The sequence below is a fragment of the Agrobacterium tumefaciens genome, from assembly GCA_025559845.1.
GTDB lineage: Bacteria > Pseudomonadota > Alphaproteobacteria > Rhizobiales > Rhizobiaceae > Agrobacterium.
The window spans coordinates 2,037,426-2,055,237 of the sequence record CP048470.1; the positions used below are offsets into that span (position 1 = coordinate 2,037,426).

Here is a 17,812-nt window from a genome sequence, read left to right on the forward strand (position 1 = left end):
AGAACAAAAAACGGCCAGCGTGCTGCTTCGGCGACAACTGGCACAACCGGAATGTGGGAGGTTGCCATGGCGACGCGGAACACAAGTGGTTTGGCGCGGCTGATGCTTGCACCGTCTGTATTGCTGCTGCTGGTTTGGATGATCGTGCCTCTGGCGATGACGCTGTGGTTTTCGTTCCAGAACTACAATCTTCTGAACCCTGCCAATGTCAGTTTTGCTGGGCTCTTCAATTATCAGTTCTTCTACACCGATCCGGCCTTCTTCCAGTCCATCTGGAACACGCTCCTGATCGTCGGGGGTGTCCTGCTCATTACTGTCGTCGGCGGCACTGCCATCGCGTTGCTGCTTGATCAGGAGATTTTTGGACAAGGTATCGTCCGCATCCTCGTCATTTCGCCATTTTTCGTGATGCCACCGGTCGCCGCACTGGTCTGGAAGAACATGATCATGCATCCTGGCTACGGGGTACTTGCTGATCTAGCCCGCTTCTTTGGCCTGCAACCGGTCGACTGGTTCGCGCAATTTCCGCTTCTGTCCATCATCATCATCGTTGCATGGCAGTGGTTGCCGTTTGCCACGCTGATCCTCCTCACTGCCTTGCAATCGCTTGATGCTGAGCAGAAGGAGGCGGCGGAAATGGATGGCGCGAATTTCGTCAACCGCTTCATCTATCTGACGTTGCCGCATCTTTCCCGAGCCATCACGGTCGTTATTCTGATCCAGACGATTTTCCTGCTCGGTGTCTATGCAGAAATCCTCGTTACCACCAACGGTGGTCCGGGTTACGCCTCCACCAACCTCGCCTTCCTCATCTACCGCACCGCGCTGCTCGGTTACGACGTCGGTGGCGCATCGGCCGGCGGCATCATTGCTGTCATCCTCGCCAACATCGTCGCCATCTTCCTGATGCGCGCCGTCGGCAAGAACCTCGATCGCTAAGGGGATAAAGATCATGGCACGCAAAACATCAACCCGCTCCAAGATCGGCTTTTCTCTTGCCGCATGGGCCGTTGCCCTCATCCTGTTCTTTCCGATCCTTTACGCCTTCCTCACATCCATCAAGACGGAGCCTGAGGCGATCGCCGGGTTTAGCCTCATTCCTTCTGGAACATTGGAAAATTACATCACGGTGCAGACGCAGCGCGATTACTTCAAGCCGTTCATGAATTCCGTGGTCCTGTCGCTCGGTTCAACGATCATTGCACTTATGATCGCCATCCCGGCTGCATGGGCAATGGCCTTTTCTCCGACGAAGCGCACCAAGGACATCTTGATGTGGATGCTCTCCACCAAGATGATGCCGGCGGTTGCCGTTCTGGTGCCGATCTACCTGATTTTCCGCAATGCCGGCCTTCTCGATACCCGCATTGGCCTGACGATCATGCTGACCTTCATCAATTTGCCGATCGTCATATGGATGCTCTACACCTATTTTCGCGAAATCCCGGGGGAAATCCTTGAAGCGGCACGTATGGACGGAGCCTCGTTGTGGAACGAGATCATTCATGTCCTCACCCCGATGGCAGTTCCAGGCATAGCCTCGACACTTCTCCTGAACGTCATCCTTGCGTGGAACGAATCTTTCTGGACCATCCGGTTGACGACGACGAATGCAGCACCGTTGACGGCATTCATTGCCTCCTTCTCCAGTCCGCAGGGGCTTTTCTGGGCAAAGCTTTCGGCAGCCTCGATGATGGCGATCGCACCGATCCTTGTCATCGGCTGGTTTTCACAAAAACAACTTGTGCGCGGCCTGACCTTTGGCGCGGTGAAATAACAAGGAACGATAAAAATGGGCAGTATTTCGCTAAAAAAAGTCTCCAAGGTCTTCGGTGAAGCCAAGGTCATTCCCTCTATTGATCTTGATATCAACGATGGCGAATTTGTCGTGTTTGTCGGTCCTTCCGGTTGCGGAAAGTCCACGCTCCTGCGTCTCATTGCGGGTCTTGAGGATGTCTCGGGCGGGCAGATTGTCATTGATGGCAAGGATGTTACCGAAAAGGCTCCTGCCGAACGTGGCCTTGCTATGGTGTTTCAGTCTTACGCGCTCTATCCGCATATGAGCGTCAGAAACAACATCGCCTTTCCGCTGAAAATGGCCAAACTCGACAAGGCCGTGATCGACAAGAAGGTCGAAGATGCCGCACGCGTTCTCAATCTGACCGATTATCTTGAGCGTCGTCCTTCGCAGTTATCCGGTGGTCAACGCCAGCGTGTTGCCATCGGTCGCGCCATCGTCCGCGAACCGTCTGCCTTCCTGTTCGATGAACCGCTCTCCAACCTGGATGCGGCCCTGCGCGGCACAATGCGGCTCGAAATCTCCGAGCTGCACAACACCCTTAAGACGACGATGATTTACGTCACGCACGATCAGGTCGAAGCCATGACAATGGCTGACAAGATCGTCGTGTTGAACCGCGGCAATATCGAACAGGTCGGGTCTCCCATGGAGCTTTACCGCAGCCCCGCAAACCTCTTCGTCGCCGGCTTCATCGGTTCGCCGCGCATGAACCTCATCACGGGTGATTACGCGCGTGCCAAAGGTGCCGCAACCGTCGGTGTCCGTCCCGAGCATCTTTCGCTTTCCAAGGAAAACGGAGTGTGGAGGGGTACCGTGACCGTTGCCGAACATCTCGGCTCCGACACTTTCCTGCACCTCGACGTAGATGGCATCGGTCCGGTCACAGCGCGCGCCGATGGCGAATTTGCCTGCAAGCATGGTGACACGGTTTTCATTTCGCCAGACGAGACCAAGGTCCATCGCTTCAATGAAAAAGGCGTCGCATTATGAGTGGACGTCTGAACGGCAAGTCGGCCCTCATTACGGGGTCGGCTCGCGGCATCGGTCGCGCATTTGCCGAAGCCTATGTGCTGGAAGGCGCGACGGTTGCGATTGCCGACATCAATTTCGAGCGCGCTGCAAAAACTGCCAATGAGATCGGCGAGAATGCCTATGCGGTAGAGCTCGACGTCACGAAGCAGCATTCGATCGATACGGCAATCCGGACTGTGGAAAGCCGGCGAGGTGGCATCGACATTCTCGTGAACAACGCCGCACTGTTTGATCTGGCACCCATCGTTGAGATCTCGCGCGACAGTTACGATCGGCTGTTCTCCATTAACGTCTCCGGAACGCTGTTCATGATGCAGTCAGCGGCGAAGTCGATGATTGAGCGCGGCAACGGCGGCAAGATCATCAACATGGCCAGTCAGGCTGGTCGCCGCGGTGAAGCCCTCGTCGGCGTTTATTGTGCCACCAAAGCCGCCGTTATCAGTCTGACGCAGTCAGCCGGACTGGATCTCATCAAACACGGCATCAACGTCAACGCGATCGCACCCGGCGTGGTGGATGGCGAGCATTGGGACGGTGTCGACGCCCTCTTCGCAAAATACGAAAACCGGCCGCGCGGCGAAAAGAAGAAGCTTGTTGGTGAGGCGGTACCGTTTGGCCGCATGGGCCGCGCTGAGGATCTGACCGGCATGGCGATTTTCCTCGCCTCTGCAGAAGCCGAATACATCGTCGCCCAGACCTACAACGTGGATGGCGGCAACTGGATGAGCTGATTGCAGAATGCACAAGCATTCTCCTGTTGGCACGAACAACGTTTCCCTTTTGAGGATCGTCACATGACATGCAAACTCTCACTTGCAACACTCGATGAAGCCAAAAAAACGGCATCGGTTCCGGCCTATTCCCGTTCTGATCTCAGTGCCGGGATGGTGCACTTTGGTGTCGGCAATTTTCATCGTGCCCATCAGGCGGTCTATCTTGATGACCTCTTCAACATGGGGGCCGACCAGGATTTTGCGATCGTTGGCGCCGGTGTTTTGCCTTCCGATGAGTTGATGCGTGAGAAGCTTGCTACCCAGGATTTCCTGACCACTGTTGTGGAGCAGGACAACAATCGCACCGGCGCCCGCGTCACGGGCCCGATGATCGACATCCTGCCGGTGGGAGTTGCGCAGACCACGATCGAGGCGCTGTCCGATCCAAAGATCCGGATCGTTTCGATGACCATAACCGAAGGCGGTTATTTCATTGATGCATCAGGGGACTTCAATCCCTCCCATCCCGCAATTGTCGGAGATGCAAACAGCCCGTCGTCACCGAAGACGGTGTTCGGATTGATCGTTGCGGGATTGAAAGCCCGCCGCGACAAGGGTGTCCAGCCATTCACGATCATGTCCTGCGACAACATTCCTCATAACGGCAAGGTTACGAAAAACGCTGTTGTCGGGCTTGCGGCGCTCTCCGATCCTGCCTTTGCCACCTGGATTGGCGAGAATGTCTCGTTCCCGAACTCCATGGTTGATCGCATCACGCCTGCAACAGGTGAGCGTGAGCGCAACATAGCTCGCGATGAATTCGGTATCGAGGATAATTGGCCGGTATTTTGCGAAGAGTTCAAGCAATGGGTGATGGAGGACAAGTTTCCTGCAGGTCGACCGGCGCTTGAAAAGGCAGGGGTCCAGTTCGTGCCCGATGTCGCACCCTACGAGCATATGAAAATCCGCATCCTCAACGGTGGGCACGCGGCGATCGCTTATCCCGCTGCTCTTCTTGATGTCCATTTCGTACACGAGGCGATGGAGCACCCGCTCATCCGTTCGTTTCTCGCCAAGCTTGAGAAAGAAGAAATCATTCCGATCATTCCGCCTGTGCCAGACACGGATCTGAACGAATATTTCGATCTGATCGAACGCCGCTTTCTCAATCCGAAGATCGGGGACACTATTCCGCGTCTTGCGCAGGATGGCTCCAACCGCCAACCGAAATTCATCCTGCCATCCACGGCTGACCGTTTGGCCTCGGGCCAGGACATCGTCGGGCTGTCTCTCGTTTCCGCGCTCTGGTGCCGGTACTTCTACGGAACGTCCGACAGCGGCAAACAGATTGTGTTCAATGACGCCAGTGCCGAACGGCTTCAGGCTGCAGCCATCAAAGCCAAGGACGATCCGATGGCGTTCCTCGCCTTGCGTGACATCTTCGGTGAGGTTGCCGAATCGGAGCTTTTCCGTAAACGCTTCGCCCACGCGTTGGCGACGCTGTGGAAAGATGGTACCGCCAAGACGCTGCAACTTTATCTGGACGGCAAGCTGGCCGAGACGTGATGCGAATGTGCGACGGGAACGAACCTCTGCTGATTTTCGATTGCGACGGCGTCCTCGTCGATAGCGAGCCTGTTTCCATCGCAGTCCTGCTCGACATGCTTTCCCATCTCGGTCTGGAGATGGGAGAGGAGGAGGCCTATAACCGGTTCCTCGGCCGTAGCGTATCGAGCATGACGGCGACTTTGTTTGATGATTACGGCATCGAAACGGATATCGATTTTCTTGATCACATGCGCGCAACACTGTTCGAGCGGTTTCGAACCGAGTTACAGCCGATCTCCGGCATTGCCGAGACGCTGGACACGTTGTCTGCGCCGCGCTGTGTTGCCTCGTCCAGTCAGCCGGAGCGTATCCGCTATTCCCTTGGTTTGACGGGAATTCTTGACCGTTTTGAACCACATATCTTCAGCGCTACCATGGTGAAGAACGGTAAGCCAGCTCCTGATCTTTTTTTACATGCCGCGCGTGAGATGGGTGCCAACCCAGGTCAATGCATCGTCATCGAGGACAGCCCGGCAGGTATCGCCGCGGCAAAAGCGGCAGGAATGACCGTCTTTGCTTTTACGGGCGGTTCGCATGCACGTTTTCCCGCCTTTCGGGAAAAAATCGCTGGGCTCGGCGCAGATGCGGTGTTTGACGCGATGCCGGATTTGGTCCAACTTGTCGACGGTTATTTGGGGCGGGTTGGCTCTGGCAAGCAGGTGGAACGTGGTGCGCTCTGACGCGAACAATTCCATCTCCTGGTCTACGGTCGTCGCGCGAGGGATGGAAACCGAAACCTGATGCGTCATAATCTCGTCGCTGTCGATGTCGGTACGGGCAGCGCACGTGCCGGCATTTTTGATCCGGCCGGAAGGCTGCTTGCGCGTGCGACACATCCAATCGTCATGATCAGGCCGCTAGAAAACCATGCGGAGCATGACTCCACAGACATATGGGACGCGGTCTGTAAAGCGGTTCGTACAGCTCTCGCCGACGCTGCGGTTTCGGCCGAAAGTGTCGCTGCAATCGGTTTCGACGCGACCTGTTCATTGGTGGTACGCGGGCGTGATGGCCAGCCAGTATCCGTGTCGACAACAGGTGAGGATCGGTTCGACACAATTGTCTGGCTTGATCATCGAGCAATAGGAGAGGCGGACTTTCTCACCGATAGCAGGCACCGGGTTCTGGATTTTGCCGGAAAGAGCATGTCTCCGGAAATGCAAATGCCGAAACTGATGTGGCTTAAAAAGCATATGCCAGAGAGTTGGTCACGGATGGGCTATGCTTTTGATCTGGCTGACTTCCTGACCTGGAAGGCGACTGGATCGGCCCAGCGTTCCAATTGCACGTTGACAGCGAAATGGAATTTTCTGGCGCAGGAGAAAACTGGCTGGCAGACAGATTATCTTGCTGTGGCAGGGTTATCCGATCTCGTTGAACGGGCAGGCCTGCCTGAACTGACGGTTCAGCCGGGTGGCAGCATGGGCACCCTGACGCCGGATGCTGCCGCCGAACTCGGTCTTGACTGCCAGTGCCACGTCGCGCCAGGCATGATAGATGCCTATGCCGGTGCGCTTGGTGCGCTCGGTGGTTCTCTTCAATCGGACGTTGGCAGACACGTGGCGTTGATTGCCGGCACCTCAAGCTGCCTTGTCGCTTTGTCCGAAGAGCAGATGCCTGGACAGAGTCTGTGGGGGCCTTATTGGCAAGCGGTATTGCCCGATCACTGGCTGGTCGAGGGCGGCCAGTCTGCGACAGGCGCGCTTCTCGATCATATCGTCAGGATGCATGCTGCAGGTGGCGAACCAAATTCGCAATTGCACGGTCGTATCGTCAGCCGTGTCATGGAGTTGCGTGCCCGAGAAGGCGATAGTTTCGCCGATCGGCTGCATGTCTTGCCCGATTTCCACGGCAACCGGTCCCCCTTGGCCGATCCTCATGCGGTCGGTGTCATTAGTGGCCTGACCCTCGATACCTCCTTCGACAATCTGTGTCGGCTTTACTGGCGAACGGCGGTCGCGATAGCTCTCGGAGCACGCCACGTTCTCGATACGATGGAAGCTTTCGGCTACGTTATCGAGACACTTCATGTGACTGGCGGACATGTAAAAAATCCGCTCTTGATTGAGCTTTATGCTGACGTGACCGGGAAGCGCATCGTTGTTCCCAAAACTGCCGACGCCGTCCTGCTCGGAACGGCAATGACGGCGGCATCGGCCGGACATGTCTACGATGGCCTAGCAGCAGCGGGCGCTGCAATGTATCCGGGCGGAGACGAGGTTCCGGTGAGAGCGTCCGCAGCGAAGGGTTACGACAGGGATTACCGTCGTTTTCTTGCCATGCATCGTCACCGGCAGGAACTGGAAAGCCTTTGAGCCGCGGTCAGGCGCTGAGCGCACGTTTCAGGCTCGTCAGGTTTTTCAGTCGGGCCTTGCACACCTCGTCGGCGTTTGCCGCCAATGTGCACAGTGCAAACTCCATCAGTGAAACAAGTTGAAGCAGACCCTGCCCGCCACTTGGAACAAGCGGCATGGCGAGACAGATGTCGGCGCTTTCAGGCCCCCACTCATAGAAGCGCGTTGTAATCAGCAGCGTTCGATATCCGCTTTTGCGTGCGGTGGTTGAGAGCCGCTGCAATGTTGCCAGGTTGCCGCCGCCATCCATCATGATGAGCAGGGTGCTGCGTGGGTCGGAATCCCACAGTGACACGTAGGCAGAACTGTCGCTGCTGAGGTAATGAACGTTTTTGCGATATTCCAGCATGCGTCCATGGAAATATCGGCCGGCGCCTGACCCTTCTGACGAGGGAGCAAGAAAGACCTGAGGCGCGGCCGCAATCTCGTTCATGGCAAGTCGCCAGACCGGTTGCGATGTCATGTCGAAAGCGGTCTGAACGGCCTGTATTTGTTGCAGTAACAATTGAGAAAATGGGTTCGTATGGCTTTGTTCATTTTCCTTTGTCGAGACACGCTCAGCGCCAGCCGTTTCCTCCGCTTGCCTGAGATCGGCGCGGATATCGCTGAACTGGCGATATCCGAGTGATCGCAGAAAGCGACCGACTGTCATGGGGCTCAAGCCGAGTTTGGCGGCGAGCGTTGCGGCCGTTTCAAAGGGTAATTCGTCCAGGTGCTCGATCAGATATTTGGCGATCTTGCGTTCGGACGGTGTTCCGCCTTTCATGGCACGTGTCAAATTGAGTAGCAGCTTTTCCACCAACGCCTCATTCATTCGTGTTTAATGGACGATGTTATGTTTGTAAGGCTGCCGGCTGGAAAAGCCGGACAGGACGCTATTTCACGGTGACGAGCTAGCTGTTTCGGTCATGTCCTCCCGTGGACCGAAATATAATTTATTATGGGTTGTTTATTATATTTTAGCGGGGACTTTTATTCAAGCAAAATTCCATCCTTGATTTTATTTCGAAGGCTTGCCGTTCGGTGTTCTCCTTGTTGAAGACGACGGGCTTTCCTATCTGTTGTTTTGGATGAAATGGGGCTTGTGACGCCCAGATCGGGAGCAATTAATGATACTGGATGCTGCAAGGCGGGCTTTTGGCAATCTTTTTGCTGCCGAAACGCGATCTGTCTTTTGGAAGGTGCTTGGGATCACCCTTCTGGTGCTAACTGCCCTCTGGTTTACCATCCGCTCCGTTTTCATCTATTTCGCTCTACCCTGGGTGGATACGCTGATTCCCGGTATCCCCGACTGGGCTGGATGGCTTACCTTTGTTTTCGCCATTTTGGCGGGTATTGGGCTGGCGCTTGCGCTTGCGCTTTTGATATCGCCGGTAACGGCCATTATCGCCGGCCTGTTTCTCGATGATGTTGCTGAGGTTGTCGAGAAGAGAGATTATCCGGATGATCGGCCAGGCCATGCGTTGCCGCTGGGCGAAGCGATGCTGTCGTCGGTCAAGTTCTTCGGCGTCATTATTGCCGGCAACATCGTTGCGTTGTTCCTCCTGCTGGTCCCGGGGGTCAATCTCATCGCGTTCTTCCTGGTGAACGGTTATCTTCTCGGACGGGAATTCTTCGAATTCGCAGCCATGCGTTTTCACCCACCGGCAGAAGCAAGGGCTCTGCGCGTCAAACATCGGACAACCGTCCTCATGGCCGGGATGGTGATTGCCGGATTTCTGGCGGTGCCGTTCCTTAACCTGCTGACGCCGCTTTTCGCTGCCTCAATGATGGTTCATCTTCATAAAGCTGTGACGTCCCCAACAAGACGAACGGGATCTATTTTTGCAAGGTAGCCGGGGCCTTTGACGTCTCGTCGCGAGACGCGGCCTTCCTTTTGTTGTGTCGCCTCATTCGCCACTGGATGCGCCGAAAAGCTGGGCCGGCAGCTCAACGAGTGGAGCAGGGATGTCGAAGGTCTTTTCCGGTGACTTGCAAATATCGGCGATCACGCATCTTTCGCATTCCGGCTTGCGTGCCTTGCAGCAATATCGTCCGTGCAGGATCAGCCAGTGATGGGCGTGGAACAGGTAGGGTTCTGGAATGATCCTTACCAGCCGGTCCTCAACTTCGTCCGGGGTTTTCCCCGGCGCAAGACAGAGCCGGTTGGCAATACGAAAAACGTGGGTGTCCACAGCCAGCGTAGGGATTCCGAAGGCCATGGACATAACGACATTGGCGGTCTTGCGACCAACGCCGGGCAGCGTCACCAATTCATCGCGGCTTTTGGGTACAGAACCACCATAGTTGTCGATCAGCATCCGAGACAGAGCAATGACGTTCTTGGCCTTGTTGCGGTAAAGCCCGATGGTTTTGATATGGTTGATAAGCCGCTCTTCGCCAAGTTCAAGCATTTTCTCTGGCGTGTCGGCAATCTTGAACAAGGCGCGTGTTGCACGGTTGACCCCAACATCGGTTGCTTGCGCCGACAGAGCCACTGCGACCAGCAACGTGAATGGATTGGTATGTTCCAACTCACCTTTCGGCTCCGGCCGCTGGATTGAAAAGCGGCGGAAGATTTCGGTCAGCTCTTCTTTTGAGTAGAGCGTTTTCACGCGCCGAGAATTGCGGCTTGCAGCCGCATTTGACTTTTTAGGCGTTTGGGTGCTGGATCGTTTTCTGGCAACTTTCATGGGTCATCTATATCCAGAGGCCCTTGAGGAAACAACGTGGATACGCCTGAAGACAAGCCGATTTTCGCTGCTGAACTTGTTCCGTACCGATCACTTGGACGCAAGGGGTTTCGGATGTTGCTTGCAGTGTCTGGCCTTGTTTGTTTCTGCTACGGCATTTTCTTTCTGACGACAGGTGCCTGGCCGGTTGGACTGTTTTTCGGCGTGGATTTTCTCCTGCTCTATTGGGCTTTCCGCGCCAATTATCGGGCTGCCGACGCACGTGAGGAAGTCAGCGTCTCACGCTCCAGCCTGTCCATTCGAAAGTTCTCACCTGCCGGTCGCATGATTGAGCACCGCTTCAATCCATTCTGGGCGCGTTTTCGTGTGCGGCGACATGAAGAGATCGGCATTCTTTCCATGCATGTCACGGGCGAAGGGAAAGCAACCGATATAGGCTCATTTCTCAACCCCGATGATCGTGAGAGTTTCGCCAAGGCCTTCGGCAATGCGCTGGCAAAAGCGCGTCGCTAGATTTGATGGTCGAGCCACGGTTTTCGTGGAGGCGGATACGACGGTGGGTTTTCCACAGTCGTGGTGCCTTGCGAGGCTGTTCGGCAAGAAACGGGTGGAGAGACGGGCAATTGCATGGTTTTCTTGTCGGCCAAGGAGACAAGCGATGAACGCCAATATCACGTTGAAAGAAGATATCACACCGGTCGGGTCGGATTACGAAACCGTACGTCAGGTGATTGAAATCCTGACGCAGGATTATCGCGATCAGCCGTCACTTGACCATATCGCCGCAAAACTTGGTCAATCGCCAACGCAATTACAGAAAACGTTCACGCGTTGGGCTGGTCTTTCCCCAAAAGCATTCCTGCAAGCTGTAACGCTTGACCACGCCAAACGACTGTTGAGAGAAGAAGATTTACCGCTTCTCGAAACCTCGATTGAAGTCGGCATGTCGGGCCCTGGGCGCCTGCACGATCTGTTCGTCACCCATGAGGCCATGTCGCCGGGAGAGTGGAAGGCTAAAGGTAACGGCTTGACGATCCGGTTCGGATTCCATGCGTCGCCATTTGGTCTTGCCCTCGTGATGATTACCGAGCGTGGGCTTGCGGGCTGTGCCTTCGCCGATCCCGGCGAAGAACGTGCCTGTTTTGAAGATATGGCGCGTCGCTGGCCAAATGCAGAGTACGTCGAGGATCGCGAAGCGACAGCGCCTTACGCTGTCCGTATCTTCGAGCCGGCATTGTGGAATGCCGACCGCCCACTGCGTGTTGTGCTGCTTGGGACCGATTTTCAGGTTCGTGTATGGGAAAGCCTTCTTAAGATACCTATGGGTCGCGCCGTCACTTACTCTGACATCGCTTGCGACATCGGTCAGCCGACAGCCTCTCGCGCTGTTGGGGCCGCGGTTGGTGCCAACCCTGTTTCCTTCGTGGTGCCGTGCCATCGCGCCGTCGGCAAAAGCGGTGCACTTACCGGCTACCACTGGGGGCTGACGCGTAAGCGCGCAATGCTTGGCTGGGAAACAGGCAAGGTGTAATCAAACGCTGCTGTTTCGCTACGCGGGGGTGGACTGTGCGAGCTTAAGAAGGGCTGTCGCGGCTGCCTCATCCGTAATCAACGTGTTGCATCCGATGCGTTTTATCGTTGCGCGAATGGCGATGGCTCGGTGTGCGCCACCTGACGCAAGCACGATATGTTTTGCCTTGCGCAGGGTGTCGAGATCGATCGCCATGGCGCGTTCATTGATCGGGTGGTCGACAGAGCGACCTTCTGCGTCGATGAAATTGAACATGGTGTCGCAGACGCAGCCAGCGTCGATCAGTTCCTGCAACGTCTCCCTCGAGATGAAACCTTCGGAAAGCGAGGTCGAATGGGGCCCGATGTCACCGCAGGAGACGATCGCGAGGTCAAGGGTTTCGGCAAGATCGTAGAGCGTTGCCAAGCCGCATTTTTCGATCAGTGCCCGTTTGGTCGCGATGGAATCGACCAGAAGCGGTGCCAGGAACATGTAACATTCGGCGCCGAGAGCGCTTGCCAGCCGCCATGTATAGTCCAGCGGGTTCGTCTGGTGCACGGCAACGATGCCGCCAAGGAGTGAGACCACTTTGCAATTTTCACGACGTGGTGGGCGAAAGCTCGAAAGCGAGGCCGTCATCGTTCGGCCCCAGCCGACGCCGATCGTGGCATCGTTCGGCACGACTTCAGAGAGAAACTGTCCGAGCGCAAGTCCTACGGATTTTGCCGTGCCGTCTGCCGTTGCCTTGCCTGAGGAGGGGACGATGACCGCCTCATCGAGATCATATGCCGCCTCTAGGCTGCTCGCGAGACCTACGAAGTCTTCAATGCCTTCATTGATCCAAATCTGAACCTCAGATCGCTTCATAGCCTCGTCAAGCAACCGGATGACTGTGGAACGGCTGATACCGAGCCTTTCCGCGACATCCTTTTGCGTCATTCCCTGATTATAATAGAGCCACGCAGCACGAAGGCGTAGGGAAGCGGCTTCCGAGTAGGCTGTATGGGTTTCTCTTCTCAGTTTCGCCACGGTTTCCGCCATTGTCTGTACTGGGTATGGGATAGGGGGCGAGTATCGCAGGCGTGAAACTTATGTCAATTGCGATGCGCAAATGTCTTGACTTCCGGCCCCGCAGCTTGCGATAGTCGAGACCGGAAAGAACCGTGGTTTCGGCCTTGGGCGCACATAAGTGCGGGAACGAAAAGACGGCTGAATCAGTCTTAGAAAGATCATGAAGGATCACTCGGTATGACGTCTAAACTCGAACAACTCCGCGCCATCACCACCGTTGTTGCCGATACCGGCGACATTGAAGCTGTTGCCCGCCTGAAGCCGGTCGACTGCACCACAAACCCGACCATCGTTTTGAAGGCTTTGGGTACACCGGTCTTTGCGGACGCGGTAAAAGAAGCCGTTGCATGGGGTCGCAAGCAGGGCGGACAATCCGACGCTGTTGTTGGCGCCGTTGCTGACCGTCTCGCCATCTCTGTCGGCGCCGCTCTTGCCGGGCTCGTGCCTGGACGCGTTTCGACGGAAGTCGACGCTGACCTGTCATTCGATAGCGAAGCCTCCATTGCCAAGGCGCGTCAGATCATTGCGGCCTACAAGGAGCGCGGCATCGAGCGCGAACGTATCCTCATCAAGCTTGCTTCCACGTGGGAAGGGATCAAGGCTGCTGAAGTCCTTCAGTCCGAAGGCATTGACTGCAACCTGACGCTTCTCTTCTCCCAGGCCCAGGCGATAGCCTGCGCTGAAGCGAAGGCATTCCTGATCTCCCCGTTCGTTGGCCGTATCCTCGACTGGTACAAGAAGTCGACCGGTGAAAATTACACGGCTGAAACCGATCCGGGTGTTGTTTCTGTTCGCAGCATCTACAACTACTACAAGGCCAACGACATCAAGACTGTCGTCATGGGTGCCTCTTTCCGTAACGTCGGCGAAATTGAAGCGCTTGCCGGTTGCGATCGTCTGACGATCAGCCCAGCCCTGCTCGAAGAGCTGGATAAGGATTCCGGTACGCTGGAGCGCAAGCTCTCGCCTGAAAACATCAAGCCGGAGCCGTTTAAGTCTCTCGACGAGAAGGCATTCCGCTGGGCGCTGAACGAAGATGCAATGGCGACCGAAAAGCTCTCGGAAGGTATTCGTCTGTTCGCCAAGGATCTCGTGACGTTGCGCGAGATGGTTCGCAAGGAACTGGCTCTGGCTGCTGCCTGATCAAAAAAAGGGAACGCTTTGCCTGGTTAAAGCGTTTCTCTCTTATAAATCTCCAGTCATTGAAGGCGCTGCCGGACCCCTGTCGGCTGCGCCTTCTTTTTATTGCATGTCCGTCAGGCGCCTTGTTCGCCCGCGACCACCTCGGAAATCCGCCTTGCCGTGTCTCTTATCAGCGCTTCGCAATCTTCTCTGGAGGGAGCAGGGCCGCCGAGCGTGGTGATATAAGGGCACGTCACGACCGCAAGAGCGGTCCCGTCGAGTGTCAGGACGGGAGCAGAAATATTCCGCACACCCGCGGTCTGCAAGCTATCCATCGATTCATAACCGCTATCCCGTACCCTGAGGAGCCGTTCCTTAAGGTTTTCAGGCATGGCCTCGCTTCCGCCTCGCAATTGCTCGGCGATCATGATGTCCCGCTGGCCTTGCGTCTGGAATGCAAGCAGAACGAGCCCTGATCCCGTATGAAAGAGGCTCATTTGTGCGCCGACGCGTATCGACATGGCCCAATAGGTAGACGATTCCTGTTGAGCGATCACCACCACGCTGCCGCGGTCATAGACGGCGAGGTGGCAGGCCTGGCCCGCTTTCTGGGAAAAGTCGCGCATCAGGGGAGTGGCGAATGAAACCAGTCGCCGGACGGGTGCGTGGAAATGTGCCAGACCGAACAGTTTCAGCGTCAGAGAAAAGCGGTCACCCTCCTGACGCTGAACGTATCCGCGTCGCACCAGGCGGTCCAGCATACGGTAGAATTCGTTAGGGCTTTTGCCGATCGCCTTGGCGATTTCGATCTGCGTCAATCCACCATCGGTACGCGCCAGCAGCTCGAGAATGTCGAGCCCCTTGTCGAGCGCGGGTGCGCGATACCTTTCGCTGTCCTCTTCGGTCATCTGGCCTCGATCGTGTCTCGGTGAATGGTACATGATAACAGCAAACACACCTGACGATCCCGGTGGGTCGCGCTTGTTTGCTTGACGGCATATGAATACCCCGTTTACATATGAATTGTCGATCCATATTTGAGATCAAGCGGATTTGCGGCCAGTGACCATACGCGCTGGCCAAAGTGGAGGTTTTCATGGTGCAGGATTTTAGCGGCCGGACAGTGGTCATTACCGCGGCTGGTCAGGGCATCGGTCGCGCAGCGGCCGAACGTTTTGTTTCACTCGGCGGTCGCGTCATTGCGACAGATATAAACGAGCAGGCCCTCTCGACGCTGAAAGGCGCAGAAACCCGTGTCCTGAACGTGTTGGACGGTGATGCGGTCAAGGCTTTTGCGGCTGAGGTCGGTACGGCGGATGTCCTGTTTAACTGCGCCGGGTTTGTCCACGCAGGAACCATCCTCGACTGCGAGGAAAAGGACTGGGATTTCTCCTTCGATCTTAATGCCAAGGCCATGTACCGGACGTGCCGTGCTTTCCTTCCCGGTATGCTGGCAAAGGGTAAGGGTGCGATCGTGAATATGTCGTCAGTTGCGTCCAGCGTCAAAGGCGTTCCCAACCGTTTTGCCTATACCGCGTCCAAGGCTGCCGTCATTGGGCTTACGAAGGCGATCGCTGCGGACTATGTCACCAAGGGCGTCAGATGCAATGCGATCTGCCCCGGCACTGTCGACAGCCCGTCGCTGCACGATCGTCTGCGCGCCACGGGTAACTATGAACAGGCTCTTGCCGACTTCATCGCGCGCCAGCCGATGGGACGGATTGCCACTGCAGAAGAGATCGCTGCACTTGTCACCTATCTCGCGTCAGACGAGGCTGGTTTCACGACAGGCCAAGCCCATGTCATTGACGGCGGTTGGACCGGCTGACTAAAAGTTATACGGGAGAGAGGAGAAGCGACCGGCCTATGCCGGTCGCTTTTTTAATTGCAGTGTCCGGTTAAACCACGGCGCTGCCAGCCATCAGGGCGAGCACCAGGAACACCAGGAAGATCACCACAGCGATAAAGAACAGGATGCGTGCAACGCCCGCAGCCGCAGCGGAGATGCCGGTAAAACCGAAAACGCCCGCGACGAGAGAAATAATAAAGAAAATAAGGGCCCATTTCAGCATGGCGTCTCACCTTTCGCTCAGGTTTGCCGGGCCTGCAACTTTGCCGAAGGCCCGTGGAATTGACGCGCAAAAGGCGAAAATGTTCCGCGACTTACGAAAAAAGGTTCGTTTAGTTCATCTGTCGATTTTCCACATCTGTCTGTCGAGCCTTGATCGTCGTGCGAATGAAGGTCGCAACGAAAAACAGGCTCATGAAAAGGACGATTGTCGGTGCAGGCGCGCTGTCAATCAGGAAGCTCAGCCATATTCCTGCAAGCGATGCGACAACCGCGACCGAAATGGCCACCAGCAGCATGGAAGCAAACCGTCTGGTGAGCAAAAAGGCGATTGCTCCCGGTGCAACGAGCATGGCGACCGACAGGATGATACCGACGGCTTTCAATGCACCCACCACAGTCAGGGAAAGTACCATCAGCAGACCGTAGTGCAGCAGACGGACGGGGAGGCCAATCGCTCTTGCATGTTGCGCATCGAAGGCGTTGACCAGCAGGTCCTTGCGCAGAACCCCCAGGAACAAGGTGGCGAGGAGCGCAATCACACCTGTTTCGATCATGTCTGCGACGGATATTCCGAGCATGTCACCAAAAAGAATATGATCGAGATGGACGTCGCTCTGTACCTTCACGTAGAGCACCAGGCCGAGACCAAACATGCCGGAAAAAACAATCCCGAGCACGGTATCTTCCTTGATACGACTGTTTTCCTTGATGAAGCCGGTGCCGAGAGCACAGATCATGCCGGCGATGAAAGCGCCGATGGAAAGCGGAATGCCAACAATATAGGCGATAACCACGCCGGGAAGGACGGCGTGCGAGACCGCGTCTCCCATCAATGACCAGCCCTTCAGAACGAGAAGGCAGGACAGCATCGCCATGGGTATTGCGATCATCAGGGTGATGATGAACGCGTATTGCATGAAGGGTAGCTGGAACGGAAGAATCGCCAGCTCGAGGTATTCGCTCATTGCACGTCCTCCAGCGCTTCCCTGGCTCTTGCCCTTGCTGCGAGGAGCCCATGCTTGGGAGCGAAGACAAAGGCGGTGAGGAATATCGCGGTTTGAAGCACGACGATGACGCCGCCGGTTGCGCCATTCAGGAAGTAGCTGAGATAGGCACCGGTGAAACTTGTTGCCGCCCCGATGATGAAGCTCATCAGGATCAACCGTTCGAAGCGATCGGTCAGGAGGTAGGCGGTGGCGCCAGGGGTGACGACCATTGCCACCACCAGAAACGCACCGACAGTCTGTAATGCGGCAACGGTAGAGGCCGCAAGAAGCGTGAAGAATATGACCTTGAGGATTTCTGGTCGCAGCCCAATGGTGCGGGCATGATTTTCATCGAAGAACACAACCATGAAATCCCGCCATTTGAGTGCGAGAACCAACAGACTGATGCCGCCGATCAATGCGAGCTGAAGTGTATCCTCGGCCGTGATTGCCAGAATGTTGCCGAGAACAATGGTCTGAATGTTGATGGAAGTTGGCGAGAGCGAGACCATGAACAGGCCAAGGCCGAAAAACGATGTAAAAATCAACCCGATGATCGCGTCTTCTTTCAGACGCGTCTTCTGGTTTAAAAACAGCATGGCGCCAGCCGCCAGTCCACCTGACAAAAATGCGCCAAGAGAAAAGGGAAGGCCGAGCATATAAGCACCTGCTACACCCGGGACGATGGCATGGGAGAGAGCGTCTCCAATCAACGACCAGCCTTTCAGCATCAGATAGGCAGACAGAAAACCACATACCCCGCCCACAAGCGCGCTGACCCAGATCGCGTTCAGCATGTAGCCATATGTAAATGGCTCAAGAAGAGTGTCGATCATCACTCTTCTCCATTGTACTGTCATCTGGCGTTCTTT

The 17,812-nt window shown here is 55.8% G+C and carries 19 protein-coding genes; 12 read left to right on the forward strand and 7 right to left on the reverse strand.

What is annotated here, in order from left to right; all coding sequences use genetic code 11:
• Positions 1-66 precede the first annotated feature (66 nt).
• The 7 genes from FY156_25715 to FY156_25745 all read left to right on the forward strand — a co-directional run bounded on the left by FY156_25715 (position 67) and on the right by FY156_25745 (position 7,469).
• Positions 67-939 carry a sugar ABC transporter permease gene (locus FY156_25715; GenBank protein ID UXS04844.1) on the forward strand — a complete coding sequence of 291 codons (873 nt, stop codon included), beginning with the start codon at positions 67-69 and terminating at the stop codon, positions 937-939.
• A gap of 13 nt (positions 940-952) precedes the next feature.
• The gene (locus tag FY156_25720; GenBank protein UXS04845.1) at positions 953-1,777 is read left to right on the forward strand and encodes a carbohydrate ABC transporter permease; all 825 of its coding nucleotides are present in this window, start codon (positions 953-955) and stop codon (positions 1,775-1,777) included.
• 15 nt (positions 1,778-1,792) lie between these two features.
• A complete protein-coding gene (locus FY156_25725; protein UXS04846.1) occupies positions 1,793-2,791 on the forward strand; it encodes an ABC transporter ATP-binding protein in 999 nt (332 codons plus the stop codon).
• Positions 2,788-3,564 carry an L-iditol 2-dehydrogenase gene (locus tag FY156_25730; protein ID UXS04847.1) on the forward strand — a complete coding sequence of 259 codons (777 nt, stop codon included), beginning with the start codon at positions 2,788-2,790 and terminating at the stop codon, positions 3,562-3,564. Before FY156_25725 ends, FY156_25730 begins: the two co-directional genes overlap by 4 nt.
• A 63-nt stretch (positions 3,565-3,627) precedes the next feature.
• Entirely contained in the window at positions 3,628-5,112 is a 1,485-nt protein-coding gene (locus FY156_25735; GenBank protein UXS04848.1) for a mannitol dehydrogenase family protein, read from the forward strand.
• A gap of 5 nt (positions 5,113-5,117) precedes the next feature.
• Positions 5,118-5,834 (forward strand): HAD family hydrolase, encoded by a 717-nt coding sequence (locus tag FY156_25740; GenBank protein UXS04849.1) that lies wholly within the window; start codon positions 5,118-5,120, stop codon positions 5,832-5,834.
• A 60-nt stretch (positions 5,835-5,894) separates the two neighbouring features.
• Positions 5,895-7,469: an FGGY-family carbohydrate kinase gene (locus FY156_25745; protein UXS04850.1), complete on the forward strand. Its 1,575-nt coding sequence runs from the start codon at positions 5,895-5,897 to the stop codon at positions 7,467-7,469.
• A 7-nt stretch (positions 7,470-7,476) separates the two neighbouring features.
• On the opposite strand, the gene FY156_25750 is transcribed toward FY156_25745, so the two are convergent.
• Positions 7,477-8,310: a MurR/RpiR family transcriptional regulator gene (locus FY156_25750; protein UXS05251.1), complete on the reverse strand. Its 834-nt coding sequence runs from the start codon at positions 8,308-8,310 to the stop codon at positions 7,477-7,479.
• 307 nt (positions 8,311-8,617) lie between these two features.
• On the opposite strand from FY156_25750, the gene FY156_25755 reads away from it, so the two are divergent.
• The gene (locus FY156_25755) at positions 8,618-9,343 is read left to right on the forward strand and encodes a sulfate transporter family protein (protein UXS04851.1); all 726 of its coding nucleotides are present in this window, start codon (positions 8,618-8,620) and stop codon (positions 9,341-9,343) included.
• 54 nt (positions 9,344-9,397) lie between these two features.
• On the opposite strand, the gene nth is transcribed toward FY156_25755, so the two are convergent.
• Positions 9,398-10,180, reverse strand: a complete 783-nt coding sequence (nth, locus tag FY156_25760) for an endonuclease III (GenBank protein UXS04852.1) — start codon at positions 10,178-10,180, stop codon at positions 9,398-9,400.
• A 36-nt stretch (positions 10,181-10,216) separates the two neighbouring features.
• Here nth and FY156_25765 point away from each other — a divergent pair, with 36 nt between their 5' ends.
• Both FY156_25765 and FY156_25770 read left to right on the forward strand, forming a co-directional pair.
• The gene (locus FY156_25765; GenBank protein UXS04853.1) at positions 10,217-10,693 is read left to right on the forward strand and encodes a DUF2244 domain-containing protein; all 477 of its coding nucleotides are present in this window, start codon (positions 10,217-10,219) and stop codon (positions 10,691-10,693) included.
• 145 nt (positions 10,694-10,838) lie between these two features.
• On the forward strand, positions 10,839-11,711 hold the full coding sequence (locus tag FY156_25770; protein UXS04854.1) for a methylated-DNA--[protein]-cysteine S-methyltransferase: 873 nt from the start codon (positions 10,839-10,841) through the stop codon (positions 11,709-11,711).
• Between the two features lie 18 nt (positions 11,712-11,729).
• Here the strand turns inward: FY156_25770 and FY156_25775 are convergent, their stop codons facing one another.
• Positions 11,730-12,719, reverse strand: coding sequence for a sugar-binding transcriptional regulator (locus FY156_25775; GenBank protein UXS04855.1), 990 nt, complete (start codon positions 12,717-12,719; stop codon positions 11,730-11,732).
• 219 nt (positions 12,720-12,938) lie between these two features.
• On the opposite strand from FY156_25775, the gene tal reads away from it, so the two are divergent.
• Positions 12,939-13,904 (forward strand): transaldolase, encoded by a 966-nt coding sequence (gene tal / locus FY156_25780; GenBank protein UXS04856.1) that lies wholly within the window; start codon positions 12,939-12,941, stop codon positions 13,902-13,904.
• Positions 13,905-14,017: 113 nt separating this feature from the next.
• Here tal and FY156_25785 read toward each other — a convergent pair whose 3' ends face one another.
• A complete protein-coding gene (locus FY156_25785) occupies positions 14,018-14,791 on the reverse strand; it encodes an IclR family transcriptional regulator (GenBank protein UXS04857.1) in 774 nt (257 codons plus the stop codon).
• Positions 14,792-14,979: 188 nt separating this feature from the next.
• Between FY156_25785 and FY156_25790 the strand changes: the two genes are divergently transcribed.
• Positions 14,980-15,711: an SDR family oxidoreductase gene (locus FY156_25790; GenBank protein UXS04858.1), complete on the forward strand. Its 732-nt coding sequence runs from the start codon at positions 14,980-14,982 to the stop codon at positions 15,709-15,711.
• Between the two features lie 70 nt (positions 15,712-15,781).
• Here the strand turns inward: FY156_25790 and FY156_25795 are convergent, their stop codons facing one another.
• The 3 genes from FY156_25795 to FY156_25805 all read right to left on the reverse strand — a co-directional run bounded on the left by FY156_25795 (position 15,782) and on the right by FY156_25805 (position 17,776).
• Entirely contained in the window at positions 15,782-15,955 is a 174-nt protein-coding gene (locus tag FY156_25795) for a DUF1328 domain-containing protein (protein ID UXS04859.1), read from the reverse strand.
• A gap of 109 nt (positions 15,956-16,064) precedes the next feature.
• On the reverse strand, positions 16,065-16,919 hold the full coding sequence (locus FY156_25800; protein ID UXS04860.1) for a metal ABC transporter permease: 855 nt from the start codon (positions 16,917-16,919) through the stop codon (positions 16,065-16,067).
• The gene (locus tag FY156_25805) at positions 16,916-17,776 is read right to left on the reverse strand and encodes a metal ABC transporter permease (GenBank protein ID UXS04861.1); all 861 of its coding nucleotides are present in this window, start codon (positions 17,774-17,776) and stop codon (positions 16,916-16,918) included. Before FY156_25805 ends, FY156_25800 begins: the two co-directional genes overlap by 4 nt.
• Positions 17,777-17,812: the final 36 nt, after the last annotated feature.